A 23,080-nucleotide genomic window follows, 5' to 3' on the forward strand; every position below is an offset into this window, starting at 1 on the left:
GCGAGAACAATAAAATAGTATGTTATTACTTATCTTAATATTTATTCCTTTTATTTTTGGATTGTTATGCTGGCAATCAGAACGCATTGGGTATTGGATGCCTCGTTGGTTTGCTTTATCTGGAATGGGTATAACATTTTTTATTACTTTTTTTTTATGGAAAAATAAGTGTGATCATGTGTTAGATGTATATTCAGCAGGGTATGTATTTCCTAAATGGCAATTAGAATATATATATCCTTGGATTCCAAGATTTGGAATTAATTTTCATTTAGCGTTAGATGGATTTTCTTTATTAATGGTGACATTATCCGGTTTTTTAGGATGCATGGCAGTATTATGTTCTTGGTGTGAAATTAATCGTTATCAAGGCCTTTTTTATCTTAATTTATTATGGATTTTAGGTGGAGTTATTGGTGTTTTTTTGTCAATTGATATGTTTTTATTCTTTTTTTTCTGGGAAATAACGCTTATTCCGATGTATTTTTTAATATCTTTATGGGGACATAAAGAAGTAAACAGAAGTGATCGTATTAATACTGCTACTAAATTTTTCGTTTATACTCAATTTAGTGGATTATTAATGTTGGTTTCTATTATTACTCTTGTTTCTACAAATTATAATATAAACGGGGTATGGTCTTTTGCTTATCAAGATTTATTGAATACAGTATTATCATCGAACATGGAATATTTGATTATGTTAGGATTTTTTTTTGCTTTTGCAGTAAAAATGCCAATCGTTCCATTTCATGCATGGCTGCCAGATGTTCATAGTCAAGCTCCCACTGCTGGGTCAGTGGATTTAGCAGGAATTTTATTAAAAACAGCAGCTTATGGATTTTTCCGATTTATTTTACCGTTATTTCCTTGTGCTTCTAAATCTTTTGCCCCGATTGCTATGTGTTTAGGTTTATTAAATATTTTTTATGGAGCTTGTATGGCATTTGCACAAACTGATGTTAAGCGTTTAATCGCATACGCTAGTATATCTCACATGGGGTTTGTATTGATCGCAATTTATAGTGGCGTTCAATTGTCATATCAAGGTGCTGTTATACACATGATTTCTCATAGCTTAACGGTTGCTGGAATGTTAATACTTTGTGGCCAATTATATGAACGAATACATACTAGAGATATGCGTTTAATGGGAGGACTATGGAATCGTGTACATTTGATTCCTCCATTTTCTTTATGTTTTGCAGTGGCAACATTAGGATTACCGGGCACCGGAAATTTTATTGGAGAAGTAACTATTTTATTTGGTAATTTTAAAGTAGCTCCTATAATTACAATACTAGCTTGTTTTGGGATAATATTTTCATCAATTTATTCTCTTATTTTGATACAACGTATGTATTTTGGTCCAATATTAATTAACTCTGTTGGTAGAAGTAAGTTGTTAACGAGTATGACATTACGAGAAAAGTGTATCATCATAATATTATTATCGTGTATTTTTTTACTTGGTTTTTTCCCGCAATATATTTTAGATACTTCATCTATAACTATGCAAAGTATTTATCTTTGGTTAAAAGAATATAATTATTCAATATAATCATATTGTAACATAATAGGGCTATAATTCTTAATGATAATAACTTGGATACAAATAATGGCATTGTTGCCTGTATTAATTATTGGAGTAACAATAATTATCATTCTGCTATCTATTGCATATCGTCGTAATTTATTTCTACATGCTTTGTTGACAATATTTGGATTGGGTGTAGCGATGGTGTCACTTGGAATAGTACAACGTCAAGATGTTCAAAATATTTTTCAATCAATATGTATCGATAATTTTGCTTTATTATATATAATATTAGTATTAGTTGCTAGTCTAGCAAGTGCTGTATTGGCTTATAATTGGTTACTGAGTTATCCAAATAATCGTGATGAATTTTATTTACTGCTACTTATTTCTAGTATTGGCGGGGTACTATTGGCGAGTGCTAGTCATTTGGGCATATTATTTTTAGGAATAGAATTAATTTCATTACCGTTATTTGGATTGATAGGTTATTCTTTCTTTAAAAAATTTTCTTTAGAAGCAAGTATTAAATATATTATATTATCTGGAATATCTTCATCATTTATATTGTTTGGTATAGCGTTAATATATGCTGTAACTGGTTGTTTATCTTTTACTAGTATTAGTTGTGTATTACATCTCATCACATCGAACCAGTCTATGCTGGTGTTAATTATAGGATTGGGTATGGTGATGGTAGGGTTTGGATTTAAATTATCATTGGTTCCATTTCATTTATGGACTCCTGATGTATATCAGGGAGCTCCGTCTTCAGTTTCGCTATATTTAACAACTAGTAGTAAAATAGCCATAATATCAGTTTTAATACGATTGTTTATGATTTTTCCTGATCAGTATAATAAGATATTTTATATATTTTTATCAGGAACTGCATGTTGTTCAACTTTATTTGGAAATTTAATGGCCATTAAACAAAATAATATTAAGCGGGTTTTAGCTTATTCTTCGATTGCGCATATAGGTTATGCATTAATTGGTGTAATTTCAGCGTTACAAACTAATCCAATGGCTTTAGAAGCCATTGGTATTTATTTAATAAGCTATTTGCTTGCTAATATAGGGGCATTTGGCGTTATTGCTATCATGTCAGTTTTTTGTGTTGATGCGCATACAGATGTATTATTTACATATCGTGGTCTTTTTTGGCGTCAACCAATGTTATCAGTGTTATTTACAATTATAATATTATCTTTAGCAGGCATACCGATGACGTTAGGTTTTATTGGTAAATTTTATTTATTTGTGTTAGGGATAAATAGTCAATTATGGTGGCTTACTATTTTTATAGCAATGGGTAGTGTTATTAGTATAATTTATTATTTAAAAATTATAATAAATTTATATCTCAATCCTAGTAGAAACTATCTTGTTGGTATTAATTCTTCTAATGTTGCATCTAGTTGGATTATTACTCCGAATGGAATATTAGTGATTGTTGTGTCTTTTTTTATATTATTTTTAGGACTATATCCACAACCTATGATTTACTTCGTTCATTTAATACATTCATCAGGTAATGCGATTGGATTATTTTAGATAATAAAATATGACTATAAATATATATAATATGAATAATTTAATAAATTAATCTCTGCATGCATATATTTTAATGAAAATATTATTTATTCTGAACATGTGTCATAATAATTTTAATATAATATGTTCTATAGGAGCACAACAGCAAGTCAGAATTTCATTGGAACTAACATAACTTAAAGGTTCTTTATGATATCGTACTTTTCCTTTTATTAATAAGGCGCGGCAACTTCCACAATAACCTGATCGGCATTGATAATTTATCAGCGGTATATGATGGTGTATTTCTAACGCTTCTAACAAAGAACGATATGTTTTATTATTATTAGAAAATTGTATATTTATATATTTTTCTGAAAAAATAAGTATTTTACAGTTGAAAATCATTAAATTCATCATCCTTAATATTAGAATCTATTTGGCCTACTAGATAAGAACTAGCTTCTACTTCTTGGGGTGCTACTTGAACATTGTCTGATGATAACCAAGAGTTAATCCAGGGTATTACATTAGATTTAGTGCTAAAGGGTATTTTTAGACCGATTGCTTGCATACGCATATTGGTAATATATTCAATATATTGACAAAGTATATCTTTGTTTAAACCTATCATAGAACCATCTTTGAATAAATATTTAGCCCAATTTTTTTCTTGTTCTGCAGCCATTAAGAATAGCTCATAACTTTCTTCTTGACATTCTGCACTGATGTCAGCCATTTCTGGATCATCTAATCTAGAGCGCATTAAATTGAGGATATGTTGGGTAGAGTTTAAATGTAAGGCCTCATCACGGGCTATAAATCGTATGATTTTTGCATTGCCTTCCATGAGTTTTCGTTCAGCAAATGCAAAAGAGCAAGCGAAACTTACATAAAAACGAATAGCTTCTAACACGTTAACGCTAATTAGACACAAATATAACTTTTTTTTGAGTTCATGTAAGTTTACTGTGACAGTTTTATTATTAATACGATGGATTCCAGGTCCTAAAATATGATAATAACTGGTTAATTCAATTAAATTATCATAGTACATTGCAATATCCTTTGCTCGTTTTAAAATTTCTTTGTTACTGATAATATCATCGAATATTAAGGACGGATGATTAACAATATTACGAATAATATGAGTATAAGAACGGGAGTGGATTGTTTCAAAAAATGACCAAGTTTCTACCCAAGTTTCTAGTTCTGGTATTGAGATTAATGGTAATAGAGCTATATTGGGGCTTCGTCCTTGAATAGAATCTAATAATGTTTGATATTTTAAGTTGCTAATGAAAATGTGTTTTTCGTGTTCTGGTAATGATTGAAAATCTATTCGATCTTTGGAGATATCTATTTCTTCTGGGCGCCAAAAAAAAGAAAGTTGTTTTTCGATTAGTTTTTCAAAAATGGAATGTTTTTGTTGGTCAAATCGAGCAATATTCACTGGTTGTCCTAAAAACATTGGTTCAAGTAGTTGATTATTTTTATTTTGAGAGAAAGTTGTATAAATCATCTTTGTTCCTATATTAAAGCGAAACATGAATATATGATTGAGACTGTAGATAATATAGTAATCGTATTTTTAAATTACACAAGCATCACTAGTACATATATTAGATTGATTATGTGATATTATTTTATGTATATCTTGAGCGCCATCACGAGTGTTATGATAGTATAATGTTTTGATACCAAGTCTATATGCATACAATAGATCCGAAAGTAGTTGTTTCATGGGAACTTTGGATTTCGGAAAACGAGACGGATCGTAATTAGTATTAGTTGAAATAGATTGATCAATAAATTTTTGCATAATCCCTACCAATTGTAGATATCCTCGATTATTTGGTATTTGCCATAATAATTCATAAGCAGATTCTAGTCTAATAAACTCAGGTACTACTTGTCGTAAAACTCCATCTTTTGAAGTTTTTATGCTAATGTAACCTCTAGGAGGTTCTATTCCATTAGTAGCATTGGAAATTTGTGACGAAGTTTCTGATGGCATTAATGCAGATAATGTAGAATTTCGCAATCCATATTGTCTGATTTTAGTACGCAAATCTTCCCAGTTATAATGTAATGGTTCATTAATAAAAAAATTGAGATCTTTTTTATACGTATCAATGGGTAGTATACCTTTTGCATATGAAGTATCATTAAACCATTCACAAGATCCTTTTTCTTTGGCTAAATTATTAGAGGCTTTTAATAGATAATATTGAATAGCCTCAAAAGTACGATGTGTTAGTTTATTAGCACTGCCATCTGAATAACGTACTCCATGCTTGGCTAGATAATAAGCATAATTAATTACTCCAATTCCTAAAGAACGTCTGCTTATAGCACTACGTTGCGCTGCAGGAATAGGGTAATCTTGATAATCTAATAGAGCATCAAGAGCACGTACTATCAGAGTAGATAGTTCAGATAAATCATCAAGATTTTCAATATTACCAAGATTGAAAGCAGATAATGTGCATAAAGCAATTTCACCATTATAGTCATTAATATTATTTAAAGGTTTTGTTGGTAACGTTATTTCTAAGCATAAATTAGATTGACGAATGGGTGTAGTGGTACTGTTAAAGGGGCTATGAGTATTACAGTGATCTGTATGTTGAATATAAATTCTTCCAGTAGAGGCTCTTTCTTGCATCATTAAAGAAAACAGTTCTATTGCTTTTATTTTGCGGTGTCTAATATTTCGATTATTTTCATATATTTCATATAAGCGCTCAAATTCATTTTGATTAGTAAAAAAAGCTTCATATAATCCGGGGACATCGGATGGGCTAAATAGTGTAATATATTTGCCTTGAATGAGGCGTTGATACATTAATTTATTAATTTGTACGCCATAGTCTAAATGACGTATTCGATTGGAATCAATGCCACGATTATTTTTTAAAACAAGTAAATTTTCTATCTCTAAATGCCAAATAGGATAAAATAATGTAGCGGCTCCGCCACGCACACCTCCTTGAGAACATGATTTTACTGCTGTTTGAAAATGTTTATAGAATGGAATACATCCAGTATGAAATGCTTCTCCATTACGTATTGGACTGCCTAATGCTCTAATGCGTCCAGCATTAATGCCTATTCCAGCGCGTTGTGCAACATATTTTACAATAGCGCTAGACGTTGCATTAATAGAATCAAGACTATCATCACATTCGATTAATACACAGGAGCTAAATTGGCGCGTAGGTGTACGTACACCAGACATAATAGGTGTTGCTAAAGAAATTTTGAAAGTTGAAATTGCATTGTAAAATTGTTTGATATAATTCATACGAGTTTTTTGAGGATATTTAGAAAATAAACAAGCTGCAGTTAATATATATAAAAATTGAGCGCTTTCGTAAATTTCTCCAGTTACTCGATTTTGTACTAAGTATTTTCCTTCCAATTGTTTTATAGCAGCATATGAAAAATTCATGTCTCTCCAATGATCAATGAATGTATCCATTTGATCAAATTCTTCCACATTATAATCATCTAGTAAATGTTTATCATATTTACCAATTTTTACCAATCGTAATACATGATTGTAAAGTTTTGGTGGTTCAAATTGACCATAAGCTTTTTTACGTAAATGAAATACTGCTAATCGTGCTGCTAGATATTGGTAGTCTGGTTCTTCTTCAGAAATCAAGTCTGCTGCTGATTTTATGATAGTTTCTTGAATGTCAGAAGTTTTTATTCCGTTATAAAATTGTATGTGAGAACGTAATTCTACTTGCGAAACAGAAACTTTTTTCAGGCCTTTTGCAGCCCAATTAATAACTCGGTGAATTTTGTCAAGATTAATAGGTTCGTGATGACCGTTTCGTTTAGTAACTAGTAGAGTTTGATTCATATAAGTACATGCCTATTTTAAAATACTAATAGTATTAGTCACAGTAATTCGTTATGAATAAATTCTAACTTAGATTTGTAGTACAATAATGAATTAATGATGACATTATAATTTTTGTGTGTAAAAAATAATAATAATAATAATTACATAGCAATATAAGTGAAGAACGTTTTATTATTTCAATTTGATATAAGTATTTGAAAAATTCATTGTGTCACAAAAGCCCATTATCACATTATATTATATTATTTTTTAATTTTAAACGTATCGAAACAAATGCATTGTGTTTTAATGAATTATTGGAAATATTGTTTGTTTTTAATATGATCATTTAATTTGGATTATACTTTTGAAGATTATATTTGTTATATTAAATTATCTTTTAATAATATAAATATTTATTAGAGTAATTATATTAATATTTATATCTAGATATAGGAGTATTTATTTTCGTTGAGTGTGCAAAATATAGTTTATATCAATGTTGTGTATTAAGGTACATTTATTTGTAAAAGGGTTATAATGTAAGCCAGTGATGTTTTGTTCTTCTAAAATGGTAGAGTCAATCCATTTTAGAAGCTCGGACGGAGTAATAAATTTGTTAAAATCGTGAGTGCCTTTTGGGATAAGGCGTAAGAAATATTCAGCACCTATTATAATTAATAGCCATGACTTAAAAGTACGATTTAATGTAGAAAAAAATACTGATCCATTTATTTTGATCATGGTGGAGCAGGCATAAATAATTGATATAGGATCTGATACATGTTCTAGAACTTCCATACAGGTTATTACATCATAGTAATTAATATGATTGATAGCATGATTTTTTACTGTTTCTTGTGTGTAGTAAATATTTAGGCCTTGGTTTAAGGCATGTAATTTTGCTGCTTCTAAAGCAGAAGTACTTATATCCAATCCAATAACTTTTGCTCCTGCTTGTGCCATACTTTCTGATAAAATACCCCCTCCGCATCCAACGTCTAATACTTTTTTGCCAAATAGTCCATTACTGTGTTCGATAATATAATTAAAACGTGTCAAATTGATATGATGTAATGGTTTAAATATATTGTAAGGACCCCACCATTGAGATAAAGATGCGTTAAATTTATTAATTACTTTTTTATTTATATTTTTTTGAGTTACTGTAGGTTTATCGATAATTATGTCTTTCATGTTAAGATTCTCCTGAAATAATAAATGTGAAATTTTATATATTTATTTTAGCAATATAAATGATTCACAAAACTGTTAGTTTATTAAAATATGATCACAAATGAAATGATATATATACAATGATGAATGCATTTATTTTTGAGGAATAATTTTATATTTTTAAATGGTTTATGTTGTAGATTATAGATGATTTAAGTTAATTTCTAGTATATATAACTAAAGAATAAATGGAGGGTATAAATGCATGAATAATTTTGCCAAAGAAATTACACAGATTGATGTAGAAGAAGAATTAACTCGTTCTTATTTAGATTATGCTATGTCGGTAATTGTTGGACGTGCATTACCAGATGTACGAGACGGATTAAAACCTGTGCATCGTCGTGTATTATTTGCTATGCAAGTGCTTGGCAATTATTGGAATAGAGGTTATAAAAAATCAGCTAGAGTAGTAGGTGATGTTATTGGAAAATATCATCCTCATGGAGATGCTGCAGTGTATGAAACTATTGTACGTATGGTACAACCTTTTTTAATGCGTTATGCTCTGGTAGATGGACAGGGTAATTTTGGATCAGTAGATGGAGATCCAGCAGCAGCTATGCGTTATACTGAAGTACGTATGTCTAAAATAGCAAATGAATTGTTATTAGATTTAGAAAAGGAAACTGTGGATTATGAATTTAATTATGATGGTACTGAAAAGATTCCAGGAGTTCTACCCGCTAGAATCCCGAATCTTTTAATTAATGGTTCTGCTGGAATTGCTGTAGGGATGGCTACAAATATTCCTCCTCACAATCTTTCTGAAGTAATTAATGGATGTTTAGCATTTATAGATAACGAGGATATTACTACTGAAGGATTAATGCAATATATTCCAGGTCCAGATTTTCCTACTGCTGCCATTATAAATGATTGCAGTGGCCTTCAAGAGGCATACAGTACTGGACGAGGGAAAATTTGTATTCGTGCTCGAGCAGAAATTGAGACTGATGTGAAAAGTGGTCGTGAGTCTATTGTAATATATGAAATTCCTTATCAAGTTAATAAGGCTCGATTATTGGAAAAAATAGCTGAACTGACAAAAATAAAACGTATTGAAGGAATATATAATTTGCGTGATGAATCTGATAAAGATGGTATGCGAATAGTTATTGAAATTAAACGTGATGCGATTAGTGAGATTATTTTAAATAATTTGTATTCTTTAACTTCTTTACAAACTTCATTTGGCATTAATATGGTGGCTTTACATCAAGGTCAACCAAAGATTATGTCATTAAAAGATGTTTTATCTGCTTTTGTATACCATCGTCGTTCAGTAGTAGTACGTCGTTCTATGTTTGAATTAAAAAAAGCTCGGAATCGTATTCATATTATAGAGGGATTAGCTACTGCATTATTTAATATTGATTCAATTATTGAGCTTGTTCGTAAATCTGATAGTTCTACAGAAGCTAGTTCTATTTTAATGTCATCATCCTGGAAATTGAGTAATATTCTTGATATGAGGCAAGCAAATTTTATTAATTTTACTGAATTTGATCAATCAGAAGTAAACAATGTCATTCGTAATAATCAATATTATTTTACTAAAGATCAGGCTCAAGCTATTTTAGATTTGAAATTGCATAAACTTACCACTTTAGAACATGAAAAATTATTGAAAGAATACAGTAGTTTGCTAGAAAAGATAAAGAATTTAATTTCTATTTTGAAGGATCCAAAATGTCTTATGGCAGTAATCCGACAAGAATTGCTGACTATAAAAGAAGAATATAATGATCCTCGTCGTACTGAAATTAGTAGTAATATTGAAAATATTAATGTTGAGAATTTGATTAATCAACGGGATGTAGTAGTGACTTTGTCGTATCAAGGTTATGTTAAATATCAACCATTAACAGATTATGAAGCACAAAAACGAGGGGGGAAGGGAAAGTTAGCAACACGAATTAAAGAGGAAGATTTTATTACTCGATTATTAGTAGCTAATACTCATGATACAATTTTGTTATTTTCTAATTATGGGCGTATATATTGGATGAAGGTTTATCGGTTGCCAGAAGCTAGTCGTGGATCACGAGGTAAGCCGATTATCAATCTATTACCATTGGATGTGAATGAACGTATTACTGCTATTTTGCCTATTCAGAATTATACAACAGGATATCAAGTTTTTATGGCAACTAGTAGTGGACTTGTAAAAAAAACATCACTCACTGAATTTAGTCGACCACGTAATGTTGGTATTATTGCTCTAAATCTTAATGATGGTGATGAATTGATTGGTGCTGATATAACTGATGGTAGTAATGAAGTAATGTTATTTACTGCTTACGGGAAAGTGGTGAGGTTTAAAGAAACACAAGTACGTAGTGTGGGGCGTTCAGCAATTGGGGTAAAAGGGATTCATTTATTACAAGGTGATCGTGTGGTATCTTTGATTATACCAAAAGATAAGAGTTCTATTCTTACTGTTACTCAAAATGGTTTTGGAAAACGTACTAATCAATTAGAATATCCAATTAAGTCGCGTGCTACTCAAGGTGTTATTTCTATTAAAGTTACAGAGAGAAATGGTAATGTAGTTGGTGCTGTACAAGTAAATCAAGCTGATCAGATAGTAATGATCACTGACTCAGGTCGATTAGTTCGCACTCGTGTTTCTGAAGTTAATATTATTAGACGTAATACTCAAGGAGTTATGTTAATTCGTATTGCTCCTGATGAACGTGTAGTTGGATTACAGCGTGTTGTAGAATCTGTAGAGAGTGAAGATAGATTTGTTTGTTGATTAAGTATTATATATAATTTGATTGCGATATTAGTTATTAACTTTCTTGATAATAAAGTGTATAAAACAATTTTGAAATATTTTATCTCCTTAAAATTAATGTTATGTTGTACAATTGCTTAATTGTACGTTTTTTGATATATATATTATTAATATGTGATATATAGTGATTATTTATAAAAATTAAGATTTAGATAATTACTTGATGATTAATAAAATAATTAATTGAGAACAACGGTAATAGTTAAATTGAGATAAGGGTAGTATGTATATAATTTAAATTATGAGAAAATCATTTGTTATTCATGTTGAATATAATGACTAGACGTAATATGATATTTAATAATAGAAACTATTAGATGGGTAATCTATGACAGATAGGAGAATAGTTACTTATTAGATAATAAATTCTATTTATATAGATCGCTTTGGAGGTGTTTGTTTTATTATATAAAAGTTTAGTGTTTGATATGTATTGTTGAACATAATAGGATTGTTTAAAAATTTCGTTTTATTTTTAATATTATAATATGATTAATATAAAATAAGAGTATTAGATGGTTTTAGTATACGATATCAGTTAATAGGTATTAATATATGTTGTTGTGATTGTTACTAAAAAATTAATGTCAGATTTAGGCATTGAATTGTTAGTGGTATTATTTATTACATAATGAGGTATGAATATGAAATTACGGTGTTTTACTAGCCTGGTTGCGACTATGGTTATGGCAAGCACTGCTGGGGCTGCTGAAATTTATAATAAAGATGGAAATATATTAAATATGTTTGGTAGTATTATTGGAGGTCATTATTTTTCTAGAGAAAATACCAAAGATGGGGATAATTCATTTTTAAGATATGGATTTTCTGGAAAAACATATGTTAATGATAAAATTGTAGGTTTTGGTATGTGGGAGCATGAAATTTCTTTAAAAAATGTTGAGGGAATTAATGTAAGTAATGGTGGTAAAGTGTTGCTTGGCTATGCTGGAATAAAATTTGGAGATTTTGGAAGTATTGATTATGGACGGAATTATGGAGTGCTATATGATGTGGGATCATGGACGGATGTAATACCAGGATTTGGCGGAGATATATCACTTATAGATAATTTTTTGTCTAATCGTAGTTCGAATGTGGTTACATATCGTAATAAAGACCTTTTTGGTTTCGTAAATGGTTTAGATTTTGCTTTACAATACCAAGGTAAAAATGATGTTAATAAAGAAACGGGTCGTACTTTAAAAACAGCTAATGGAGAGGGATACGGAGTGTCAGCGTCTTATTCATTGGATAATGGATTCGCTGCATCTGCTGCCTATGCTAATAGTAAGCGTATCGCTGAACAAAATGTTTTAGATAATAACGGTGGTGGCGGTAATGATAATGCTGAAGCGTTTTCTTTTGGAATAAAATATGATGGAAAAGGGATGTATGTCGCAGCTACTTATGGAGAGACTTATAATATGACACCGTTTGGAAGTTTTTGTGATAGCATTACTCCAGAAAATATTTATGGGTTTGTTAATAAGGCAAAGAATGTGGAATTAGTAGCTCAGTATCAGTTTGATTTTGGGTTACGCCCTTCTATATCTTATTTACATTCAAAAGCTAATGATTTAGAAAGTGGTTATAGAAATTTTTTAAAAAAATGTATTACAGTTGGAACTAGTTATGTTTTTAATAAAAATATTTGTACTACTATAGATTATAGAATTGATTTACTAAATAAAAATAGTTTTACTGATGCGTCTAATATTAATCCAGATGATATTATTGCATTAGGAGTAGCTTATGTATTTTAGTTGTTCCACTTATATACTGTACTAAAAACAAAGGCGAATTATTATTTATATAATTCGCCTTTGTTTTTAGTACAGTATATAAGTGGAACAATATATGTATTGAGGTATAGTATATGTCAAAATTATGTATTGGTATCATTTGTGGAGGGCGTTCCTTAGAGCATGAAATTTCATTAAAATCAGCTATGTGTATTGCGCAATCTATTGATAAATGTCGATTCGAAGCAATAATTTTGTGGATAGATAAAAAGGGATGTTGGCATCTAAAAAATATAAATTTTGATACTTTATTTTGTTGTAAAGATGATACGTATATTTCAATATTGTTACAAAACTACCCTCATCGATTTTCATCGAATACTAAGCACATAAATGATTTTATAAAATTTGATGTTATTTTCCCTGTCATTCATGGCACATTAGGAGAAGATGGTGCTTTACAGGGATTATTATGTATGATGAATATACCATTTGTTGGTTCTCATATTTTAAGTTCATCTATAGGTATGGATAAAGATGTGTCTAAACGTTTATTGCGAGATGCGGGCTTATCAGTAGTGCCATTTAAAACTTTTTTAGTGAACGATCAACATAACATAGATTTTGACGATCTTGTTTCTACTTTTAGATTACCTTTTTTTGTAAAACCAGTGAATCAAGGATCATCAATAGGAGTTTCAAAAGTTACTAATCGTAAATATTTTAATCAAGCATTGGCAAAAGCTTTTTATTTTAGTCACAAAATATTGATAGAATCAGCTATTATTGGAAGAGAGATAGAATGTGCAGTGTTGGGTAATGATAGTCCAGAGACTAGTGTGTGTGGTGAAATTATATTGAAGCATAATAATTTTTATACTTATTATGATAAATATATAGCACAAGATGTGCGGATCCAGATACCTGCTTTAGTTAATGATTTAATAAGTGATGAGATTCGTAGTATTACTTTACGTGCATTTCAGGTATTAAGTTGTGCTGGAATGGCTCGTGTAGATGTTTTTTTAACTTCAGACAATCAGATTTTTGTGAATGAAGTGAATACGTTGCCTGGATTTACTTATAACAGTATGTATCCTAAATTATGGGAGATAAGTGGATTAAGTTTTCAAAAATTAATTACTAAATTGATAGAATTGGCATTAGATCTGCATGATAAAAACAAACCGGTTTTATCATGCAGATCATCTTCTCGGGTCCATTAAAGTATTCTCGGCATGAGAGGATTTGAACCTCTGACTTCCGTCACCCCATGACGGCGCGCTACCAAACTACGCTACATGCCGCGTTTCTGGGTTTTGTTATTTATTAAAAATTGTAAAAACAGAAAAATTAATTTTTGAAAAAACACGAATATAGATATTATATATAATTTCAAAATTTTTATTTGTAAAAGCTAAATCTTATATATCATATAATGTGTGTTGTTCTGTTTATTTCATTTTATTAATAAGAATGTGTGCATAAAAACATGGGTGTTTATTAGCTATATAATCTATTGTATAATTTTATATATAAGCTAACCTCGTTTAGCTTATAACATTTTTATATTATTTCTTTATTATAATAATAAAGTGGACCTGAGTTTCAGTTTAAAAAATTATGCCTTGATAGGTTAAGTGTTGTAAATGGATGTATTATTTATCATTAGTATTAAACACGTATGAAATCAATATGAATTGGTTTAGGTTTGAAAGGATGATATTGTATTTCTTGTATTTTAACTGTAATAGATTCCTTATTTTTAATCGATAATAGAATTAGATTATTTTTATATAGTTGTCCTATAGCATCAGGATGTAGAATATCATTTTGATTTAGTATAATGGGTAAATTTTTTTCATTATCTTTTCTATAGATGATAGCTGGACATTGGTTTTGTTTTCGCAAACGTCTCGTTGCGCTTTTTTTTTATAAATACGCAAGTTAGCTTTGATTGTTAACATTGATTTAATACCTGTAAAATATAAAATTATTCTTATATTATAATATTATTTTGATATACAATTTTTATACTGTGTGTGAACTATTTGCGGCATTATTTATAGTAATATAAATAAATATAGATTACACATTTTTACGTTATTAAGTTATATAATTACATCATTGATACTATAATTTATTAGTGTTAAACATGTCAATAAATATTGTACTATAAAAATAGTAACTTTTGGTAATATTGTAATAAAATATTGGTATGATATTTTATTGTTAATATTTTTAATTTATGGTCTATAGTAGGATTTTATTGAATTAAAAATCCAAAATTTTGTCTAATTTTAGACAGTATACATCTTAACAATTAAAATATAAAGTTTTTAATTTTATTTATTTTTGGCAAATGGTTTTAGTGTTTGTTGTACCATTGATGTAATACATGAACAATTATTTATTTTTATTTATGGAAATTAAATGATAATATAGATACATATTATAAAGAATACAATGAATAGGCGTAATATAAGTTTATATTTTAAATAATTAAATCTTATTCTACATAGATAGAACTAAATAATAATTACAATATATATTATTTTTTATTTAAATTGTTCATTAAATTATTTCTATAATGTAAACATAATAGAAGGTATTGATTATATAGATCATATTATGAGAGAGATGTAATTATGTAAATAAAGATTAAGTAATGTGTAGAAATGAATACATTTGGTTTTAAGTTTTACGGTAGTTGGATTTAAGGTTTTGGTATTTGTTATTAATATGAATTTAGTTGTGTCAGTTGTTTTAATATTATTATAGGTATTATACTATACTAAAAATTATAGAAATATTTATTTTAGAGAAAGCGGCGGTATGTATATCTTGACACAAGAAGCATTATTAGTACGTGATGCTTTATTAATGCAAGGGTTAGAAAACCCGTTAATTGCATTAAATATTAATAATCACATTCGTAAACGTTGTATTGAAAATCATATGAAGTCTATTATGCATCTTCTTAACCTTGATTTAAAACATGATAGTTTGTCAAATACTCCCAAACGAATAGCTAAAATGTATGTAGAAGAAATTTTTTCAGGTTTAGATTATTTAAATTTTCCTAAAATCACAATTATTCAAAATACAATGAAAATCCACGAAACGATTACAGTGCGAGGAATTACTATCACTAGTACTTGTGAACATCATTTCATTGTTTTTAATGGAAAAGTTACTGTTTCTTACATTCCAAAAAAAAAAGTGATTGGTTTATCAAAGATAAATAGAATAGTTCAGTTTTTTTCTAAGAGACCTCAATTACAAGAACGATTGACAAAACAAATTTCTTTAGCACTACAAACGTTACTTAATACTAATGATGTAGCAATATTTATTGATGCAGTGCATTATTGTGTAAAATCTAGAGGTATACATGATATTAATAGTACTACCGCTACTATTTCATTAGGAGGTGTATTCGAGTCGAATTCAAATATTCGAAAAGAGTTTTTACATACAATTGTACATTATAATCATTAAATCTTATTTGTTATAAAATTTATAGTATTGATATTACATGTCAGACACAGAACATTTATAAGATATAAAAAATTACTTGAAATTATGTATTAATACTATAATAATAAGTATTATATTTTTTGTAAGATATTTTTATTTTTAAAAATTTTTATTATCTTCAAATGAAGACTATAAGTTAACATCATAATATTTTGCGATTTATATAAAAAATCAATTCATTTTTTATTCCGAATAATGACTAAAATAAATAGATTTTGTGATGTATAGTACTTTATATATAATAGAAATATAAATTTTAATGAAAGTTGTATTTATTTATATAAGAAATATGATTTTGGCTATTATGTATACATAATATATATATATATATTAAAACACTTATTTTATTTAAATTTATTTATTTAAGTTGTGAAATAATTCAGTATTTATTCTAACGTTATATATGTAATTATTAAAAAATAAATAGGACAGTTATAAGATATTAAAAATTTTGATTTATATGAGTTTTATATATTTAAAATTTTTATACAGATAATATAAATTAAATTAAATGACGATAATACGTGCGTAGATCCGATAGATCATTTTGATGATAAAATTGTAATTGTGTATTCTTATTTATTAATCGTTGTTGATTAATTATTATTTTAATTATATTGAATATTTAAGACTACAGTAATTTATATTGTAGGATGATATAAGTATAAAAACAGGGTATATGTTTATTAATAAAGTTTAAATTTTTATGCGGTTACCATTATATTATAAGTTATTTTTACTGTAAATAATTTATTTTTTATTTTATAACTAAGAGTTATGTTGTCGTGATTTGTTTTCTATAGATGAAATTTGATCGGGACTAATGCGAAAAAAAATTATTTCAAATTTATTAATTCGATGATTTAACAATGGGTTAGAGAGACAATCCCATGTAAGATGAGTATTGAGAAAATCTTCACTATATTTAGCTAATCTAGGTAAGACAGGTTTTAAGTATATCATTATAATGCGAAATAATTGAATGCCCATAGAATAAATGGATAAAGCTTCTTTTTTATGATTTGGCTTGTTTGCAATGACCCATGGGGCGGTTTTATCTATGTAAAAATTAGCCTCGTCTGCTAATTTCATTATTTTACGCATTGCGCAATTAAATTCTCTTTTTTGAAATAATTCTCCTATAGAGTCTTTAGATTTAATAAATCTATCATATAGAACTGGATTTGCTAATGTGTTTGCTAATTGTCCGCCATAATATTGGTGTATAAATCCGGAATTTCTAGATGCTAGATTTAATACTTTATTAATAATATCTGCATTTACTTTTCTGATGAAATCTGATAGATTTAAGTCTATGTCGTTAATATGAGATGAAAGTTTTGTAGCATAATAATATCTTAAATAATCTGGATTTAAATATGATAAATAAGTACTGACATTAATACATGTGCCTCTAGATTTTGATATTTTGGATCCATTTACAGTAACGTGTCCATGGACAAATATATTAGTTGGTTTACGAAATTGGCTACCTAACAAAATAGCTGGCCAAAATAGACTGTGGAAATAAATAATATCTTTTCCTATAAAATGATATAATTCTGCTTTGGAATTTAAACTCCAAAAATCTTCGAAGGATATATTTTTGTTTTTTTTGCATAAGTTTTTAAAAGTTCCCATATATCCTATGGTTGCGTCCATCCAGACATAAAAATATTTTTCTGAGGTATTAGGAATATTAAATCCAAAATAAGGCGCATCTCTAGAAATATCCCATTGTTTTAAACCTAATTTAAACCATTCTTCTATTTTGTTGGCTACTTCCTTTTGTATACTTCCAGATTGTATCCATGCATGTAATGTATCAGTAAAAGCTGGTAAATCGAAAAATAAATGTTCAGATTTTCTTATTATTGGAGATTTTCCAGAAATAACTGATTTTGGGTTTATAAGATCTAAAGATGTATAAATAGCGCCACATATTTCACAATTATCTCCGTATTGTTCTGACGCTTTACATTTTGGGCATACACCTTTTACAAAACGATCTGGTAAAAATATTTTTTTTTCAGAATCATATAATTGATAAATAGCTTTAGATGTAATAAATCCATTTTTTTTTAATCGAAAATAGATATTAGTTAATAACTCGCGAGTTTCTTCGCTGTGAGTAGAATAATAGTTATCATAGCTGATGCCAAATGCGTGACAATCTTGTTTATGTTCTTGTTGTATTTGGGCAATCATTTTTTCTGGCGCTATATTAAGTTTTTGTGATTTCAACATAATAGCAGTTCCGTGTGCATCATCTGCACAAATAAAATACACATGATTACCCTGCATACGTTGATAACGAACCCATATATCTGCTTGTATATGTTCTAACATGTGCCCAATATGAAGGGAACCATTAGCATAAGGTAAGGCACAAGTAACTAGCATTTTTTTTATAGTCATAAAAATCAATTGAAATATCTAAATACACTGTACGATAACATATATTTAATATTATTAAAAATTATTCTTATGTTTTATAATTAATACTACAGAATATAGTAATGTAATAAATTATCCAATATTAAAATAATGAAAATTATATTAGATTTATTTTTTGATAGCTTATATTAATAGTTTATGTGTTGTTTACAGAAACAATGTTTTGATTAACAAAAATATATTTTTATAAGTTTAAAATATATTTTAGATTTAAACGTAACATAGATAAAACATAAGATTTTATTATATTTACATATGGAATATGTATTGCATGTATGAGCGTTGATTTCAAATGTATAGTCATATTAGCTTATGTTAACAATAAACGTTTAAAATTAGTAATTTATATTATTTGAGAATTTATATTTATGAATAATGTTTGTTTAAAAATTTTTTATTTTTATATTTAATATATTTATGTATAATATCTCACACTATAAATTAGATATATATTAGTAATATAAAGCTAAAACTATTGTTCTTACCATATAAGACATATTTATATTATACAGGAGCGGATGTGTTTACAGAACAAAAAATTGGTATCATCGGGATGGGTGTTATGGGTCGAAATTTAGCACTAAACATTGAAAGTAGAGGTTATTGCGTTTCTATTTATAATCGTTCTAAAGATAAGACTGATGCAGTTATTTCTAATAATCCAAAAAAAAATATTATCCCGTTCTATTCAGTAAAAACATTTGTGCTATCTTTAAATCAGCCTCGGTTTATATTTTTGATGATTACTTCAGGAATATATATTGATAATATTATAAAAATGTTATTAATGTATATAAATCCAGGAGATATTTTAATTGATGGTGGCAATTCGTTTTATAAAGACACCATTCGTAGGAATTTTGAATTATCACAAAGAGGGATAAATTTTATTGGAACTGGAATTTCTGGAGGGGAGGAAGGAGCATTGAAAGGGCCATCTCTGATGCCTGGAGGACAAATAGACGCATACGAGATGGTTGAATCAGTTTTTAAAAAAATTGCAGCTCGTGTTAATGATGAAACTTGTGTCGCATATATAGGGCCAAATGGTTCTGGTCACTATGTTAAGATGATACATAATGGTATAGAATATGGAGATATGCAGATAATTGCTGAAATATATTTTTTTCTAAAAAATATATTTAATTTGACGAATGAAGAATTAGGGAAAATTTTTAATGAATGGGATCAAGGAGAATTAAATAGTTATCTTATCGAAATAACAAGTCGTATATTTGTTAAACGAGATGCTAATAATAAATATATTATTGATTCTGTGCTAGATGTGGCGGAGAATAAAGGTACTGGAGCATGGGTTAGTCAGGATGCTATTGATTTAGCAATACCATCAAGTATAATAACTGAATCAGTGTTTGCTCGTTATATATCCGTGCTTAAAACTCAACGTATGAAAGCATCAAAAATATTTTTAGGGCCAGATAGGAAGGATTGTGTTGAAAACAAATATTTATATTTAGAAAAAGCACAAAAAGCATTGTATCTTGGTAAGATTATTTTATATGCGCAAGGTTTCTATCAATTGAAAATTGCATCTGATAAGTATCATTGGAATTTAAATTATAAACGAATTGCTAAAATTTTTCGTGCAGGGTGTATTATTAGAGCAAAATTTTTGCAAAAAATTATTGATATTTATTCTCAAGATCCAGGAATTACTAATTTAATGTTATCCCCATATTGTGTTTCTATTGCAAATAATTACCAAAAAATGTTGAGGGATGTTGTGGTTTGTGGTATCCAATATGGTATTCCAATGCCTGCGTTATCTGCTGCTATAGCATATTACGACAGTTATCGCAGTGATTTATTACCCACAAATCTTATTCAAGCACAACGAGATTGTTTTGGAGCACACACTTATACATGTGTTGATAAAAAAGGTCTGTTTCATACTGATTGGTTAGAACAAATATAAAAATATTATTATATGAGTTAAATAAATTTGATAATGACTGATGTAGATATATACAGAGATTAAATTTTTTGTAAACATTGATGTTTTATATCTATCTCTAATAGAGATAGATATATTTTCTGTTATAGTCTAATAAAAGTTTTAGTTGTTGTTAATATAAATCTGATAAATTGAATAGTAGTGTAGTAGTGTTTTATAAGTTTATTACGTTACCTATATATATATAAAATAATAAGACCAATACATATAAAATATTTTGTTGTATTATATTTTTTTGTTTTTCTATATGTCATATTTTATTTGTTGACTACTATTATGATTTCGTGTTTTTAATTCTTGAATAATTTCATTAAAAGTTATTGATTTACATTGCAACAAGACTAGTAGATGATAAATTAGATCTGATGCTTCGTTAATTAGTTCTTTCGTGTTGCAATCAGCAGAAATCGCTGCAAGTGCAGTCTCTAAACCTTCTTCTCCAACTTTTTGAGCAATACGTTTAATACCACTAGTATATAAACGAGATGTATAAGATGAATTATTAGAATGGGATAGCATATTTTTTTTTGTAGATATAATGTTTTCCAGTTGGTAAAGAAAACTTAAATCTGCTATCCCAGGATGGAAGCAACTACTAGTGTTGTTGTGACAAGTAGGTCCGTGAGGTAAAACAAAAATTAATAACGTGTCATGATCACAATCTGGATGCCAATTGATTAATTTTAATGTGTTTCCAGATATTTCTCCTTTAGTCCATAATTTATTTTTTTTGCGTGAAAAAAAAGTAACATGCTTAGTTTGTTCTGTCTTTATCATCGATTCTTTATTCATATATCCTAGCATTAATACTTCTCCTGATCTAGCGTGTTGTACAATAGCGGGTATTAAACCGTGATTTTTAGTCCAATTTAATTGTTGATGTTTATTTTTAATTAGCATAATCTAATTTGTATTCCTTCTTTAGATAAGAATTGTTTTAATTTATGAATATCAATAATTTTTTTATGAAAAACTGAAGCTGCTAATGCGCCATCTACATCAGCGTCACGAAAAGCTTCTAAAAAATGCTGATAAGTACCAGCTCCACCGGAAGCTATAAGCGGCACTTTGCAATGTTTTCTAATGTGTTTTAATTGATTTAAATCATAACCATTTTTCATGCCGTCCTGATTCATCATATTTAATACTATTTCTCCGGCACCATATTCTTGTACTTTTTTAACCCAATCTAATGTTTTCCATGTTGTAGTTTTTGTGCGATAACTATCTCCGGTATAGCATCGTACTTGATATATTTTTTTTTCAGGATTATGCCAAGTGTCAATACTAACTACAATACATTGTGTACCTAAATGATCAGCTAATTTTTGGATTAGCGTTGGATTTATTAAAGCAGGGGAATTAATTGAAATCTTATCAGCTCCGGATGCAAGAATCTGTTTAGCCTGTTTTATTGTACTGATTCCTCCAGCAACACAGAATGGAATGTTTATTATTTCTGCAATCCGGGAAATCCATTTCTTGTCTACTACTTGATTATTGGGTGATGCCGTAATATCGTAGAACACTAGTTCATCAGCTCCTTCTTTTTCGTAACGATTTGCTAAATCTAATATATCTCCTACAATTTTGTGATGTTTAAATTGTACCCCTTTTATTACTTTATTATTAGCTACATCAAGACAAGGAATTATTCGTTTTGCCAACATGATATTGCCTCAGCAACAGTAAATTTATTTTCTAAAAAAGCACGACCAATAATGATTGATTTGACTCCAGCACAACGTAACTTGGAGATTTCCGTTAGCTTATAAACACCTCCAGATGATTGGAAAAATATTTTTGGCCAAGAACGACATATAGATTGATATAAAGATATATTACTACCTAATAAAGTTCCATCTTTAGAAATATCTGTACAAAGAACATGTTTTAATCCTATAGTATAATATTCTTCTATTATTTGCTCTAATTTCAAATTAGTTTCTTTTTTCCAACCGTAAATAGCTATTTTTCGATCTTTTGTAGAAGAAATGCGTATATCTACTGCTAAAACTAAATGATTTGGATCAAAATATTCAAACCATTTTCTTACCATTTCTGGCTTTGTAACCGCTACAGAACCGAATACTATACGTGTTGCTCCTGCTTTTAAGAGAAATTCTATATCTGTAGTGTTACGTATACCTCCTCCTATTTGTATCTTCGATAAAGGAGTAGCTTCTCTTATTAATTGACTAATTAATGAACTTTGTTTTTTTGATGGATTCTGTGCGCCAGTTAAATCAACTAAATGTATCATTTTTGCTCCTTGGCATATATATTGTCTTAATAATGATACAGGGTTTCCATAACTAGTTTCCATATGATAAGATCCCTGATATAGCCTGACTATTTTTCCGTTAATAATATCTAGTGCGGGAATAATCACAAA

Annotated in this window: 16 protein-coding genes and 1 tRNA gene; 7 read left to right on the forward strand and 10 right to left on the reverse strand. The window is 28.5% G+C overall.

Features of this window, described 5'->3' with window-relative positions; translation table 11 throughout:
• Positions 1 to 19 precede the first annotated feature (19 nt).
• Positions 20 to 1,561 (forward strand): NADH-quinone oxidoreductase subunit M, encoded by a 1,542-nt coding sequence (gene nuoM, locus VOI34_RS01380; protein ID WP_331828659.1) that lies wholly within the window; start codon positions 20 to 22, stop codon positions 1,559 to 1,561.
• Positions 1,562 to 1,594: 33 nt separating this feature from the next.
• On the forward strand, positions 1,595 to 3,094 hold the full coding sequence (nuoN, locus tag VOI34_RS01385) for an NADH-quinone oxidoreductase subunit NuoN (protein ID WP_331828660.1): 1,500 nt from the start codon (positions 1,595 to 1,597) through the stop codon (positions 3,092 to 3,094).
• A 102-nt stretch (positions 3,095 to 3,196) separates the two neighbouring features.
• Here the strand turns inward: nuoN and yfaE are convergent, their stop codons facing one another.
• From yfaE to ubiG, 4 genes are all read right to left on the reverse strand, one after another.
• Entirely contained in the window at positions 3,197 to 3,481 is a 285-nt protein-coding gene (yfaE, locus tag VOI34_RS01390; protein ID WP_331828661.1) for a class I ribonucleotide reductase maintenance protein YfaE, read from the reverse strand.
• Entirely contained in the window at positions 3,465 to 4,595 is a 1,131-nt protein-coding gene (gene nrdB / locus VOI34_RS01395) for a class Ia ribonucleoside-diphosphate reductase subunit beta (protein ID WP_331828721.1), read from the reverse strand. Before nrdB ends, yfaE begins: the two co-directional genes overlap by 17 nt.
• A gap of 69 nt (positions 4,596 to 4,664) precedes the next feature.
• Positions 4,665 to 6,947 carry a class 1a ribonucleoside-diphosphate reductase subunit alpha gene (nrdA, locus tag VOI34_RS01400; protein WP_331828662.1) on the reverse strand — a complete coding sequence of 761 codons (2,283 nt, stop codon included), beginning with the start codon at positions 6,945 to 6,947 and terminating at the stop codon, positions 4,665 to 4,667.
• 444 nt (positions 6,948 to 7,391) lie between these two features.
• Positions 7,392 to 8,126 (reverse strand): bifunctional 2-polyprenyl-6-hydroxyphenol methylase/3-demethylubiquinol 3-O-methyltransferase UbiG, encoded by a 735-nt coding sequence (gene ubiG / locus VOI34_RS01405; protein ID WP_331828663.1) that lies wholly within the window; start codon positions 8,124 to 8,126, stop codon positions 7,392 to 7,394.
• Positions 8,127 to 8,370: 244 nt separating this feature from the next.
• Between ubiG and gyrA the strand changes: the two genes are divergently transcribed.
• From gyrA to VOI34_RS01420, 3 genes are all read left to right on the forward strand, one after another.
• Positions 8,371 to 10,926 carry a DNA gyrase subunit A gene (gene gyrA / locus VOI34_RS01410; protein WP_331828664.1) on the forward strand — a complete coding sequence of 852 codons (2,556 nt, stop codon included), beginning with the start codon at positions 8,371 to 8,373 and terminating at the stop codon, positions 10,924 to 10,926.
• 686 nt (positions 10,927 to 11,612) lie between these two features.
• A complete protein-coding gene (locus VOI34_RS01415; protein WP_331828665.1) occupies positions 11,613 to 12,734 on the forward strand; it encodes a porin in 1,122 nt (373 codons plus the stop codon).
• A 113-nt stretch (positions 12,735 to 12,847) separates the two neighbouring features.
• The gene (locus VOI34_RS01420) at positions 12,848 to 13,939 is read left to right on the forward strand and encodes a D-alanine--D-alanine ligase family protein (protein ID WP_443092749.1); all 1,092 of its coding nucleotides are present in this window, start codon (positions 12,848 to 12,850) and stop codon (positions 13,937 to 13,939) included.
• Between the two features lie 7 nt (positions 13,940 to 13,946).
• On the opposite strand, the gene VOI34_RS01425 is transcribed toward VOI34_RS01420, so the two are convergent.
• Positions 13,947 to 14,020 (reverse strand) — tRNA-Pro (locus tag VOI34_RS01425).
• Between the two features lie 367 nt (positions 14,021 to 14,387).
• Positions 14,388 to 14,624: a 50S ribosomal protein L25 gene (gene rplY, locus VOI34_RS01430; protein WP_331828666.1), complete on the reverse strand. Its 237-nt coding sequence runs from the start codon at positions 14,622 to 14,624 to the stop codon at positions 14,388 to 14,390.
• A gap of 924 nt (positions 14,625 to 15,548) precedes the next feature.
• Here rplY and folE point away from each other — a divergent pair.
• Positions 15,549 to 16,214, forward strand: coding sequence for a GTP cyclohydrolase I FolE (gene folE, locus VOI34_RS01435; RefSeq protein ID WP_331828667.1), 666 nt, complete (start codon positions 15,549 to 15,551; stop codon positions 16,212 to 16,214).
• 807 nt (positions 16,215 to 17,021) lie between these two features.
• Here the strand turns inward: folE and metG are convergent.
• Entirely contained in the window at positions 17,022 to 18,671 is a 1,650-nt protein-coding gene (metG, locus tag VOI34_RS01440; RefSeq protein WP_331828668.1) for a methionine--tRNA ligase, read from the reverse strand.
• Between the two features lie 559 nt (positions 18,672 to 19,230).
• Here metG and gndA point away from each other — a divergent pair.
• Entirely contained in the window at positions 19,231 to 20,646 is a 1,416-nt protein-coding gene (gndA, locus tag VOI34_RS01445) for an NADP-dependent phosphogluconate dehydrogenase (protein ID WP_331828669.1), read from the forward strand.
• 282 nt (positions 20,647 to 20,928) lie between these two features.
• Here gndA and hisIE read toward each other — a convergent pair whose 3' ends face one another.
• The 3 genes from hisIE to VOI34_RS01460 are packed head-to-tail and all read right to left on the reverse strand — an operon-like array spanning position 20,929 to position 23,077.
• Complete coding sequence (gene hisIE / locus VOI34_RS01450; protein ID WP_331828670.1) at positions 20,929 to 21,585, reverse strand: bifunctional phosphoribosyl-AMP cyclohydrolase/phosphoribosyl-ATP diphosphatase HisIE; 657 nt, start codon at positions 21,583 to 21,585, stop codon at positions 20,929 to 20,931.
• Positions 21,579 to 22,355 carry an imidazole glycerol phosphate synthase subunit HisF gene (hisF, locus tag VOI34_RS01455; RefSeq protein WP_331828671.1) on the reverse strand — a complete coding sequence of 259 codons (777 nt, stop codon included), beginning with the start codon at positions 22,353 to 22,355 and terminating at the stop codon, positions 21,579 to 21,581. The genes hisIE and hisF overlap by 7 nt, the downstream gene beginning before the upstream one ends.
• On the reverse strand, positions 22,337 to 23,077 hold the full coding sequence (locus VOI34_RS01460) for a 1-(5-phosphoribosyl)-5-[(5-phosphoribosylamino)methylideneamino] imidazole-4-carboxamide isomerase (protein WP_331828672.1): 741 nt from the start codon (positions 23,075 to 23,077) through the stop codon (positions 22,337 to 22,339). The genes hisF and VOI34_RS01460 overlap by 19 nt, the downstream gene beginning before the upstream one ends.
• Positions 23,078 to 23,080: the final 3 nt, after the last annotated feature.

Source organism: Candidatus Blochmannia sp. SNP (assembly GCF_036549215.1).
Classification (GTDB): Bacteria; Pseudomonadota; Gammaproteobacteria; order Enterobacterales; family Enterobacteriaceae; genus Blochmanniella.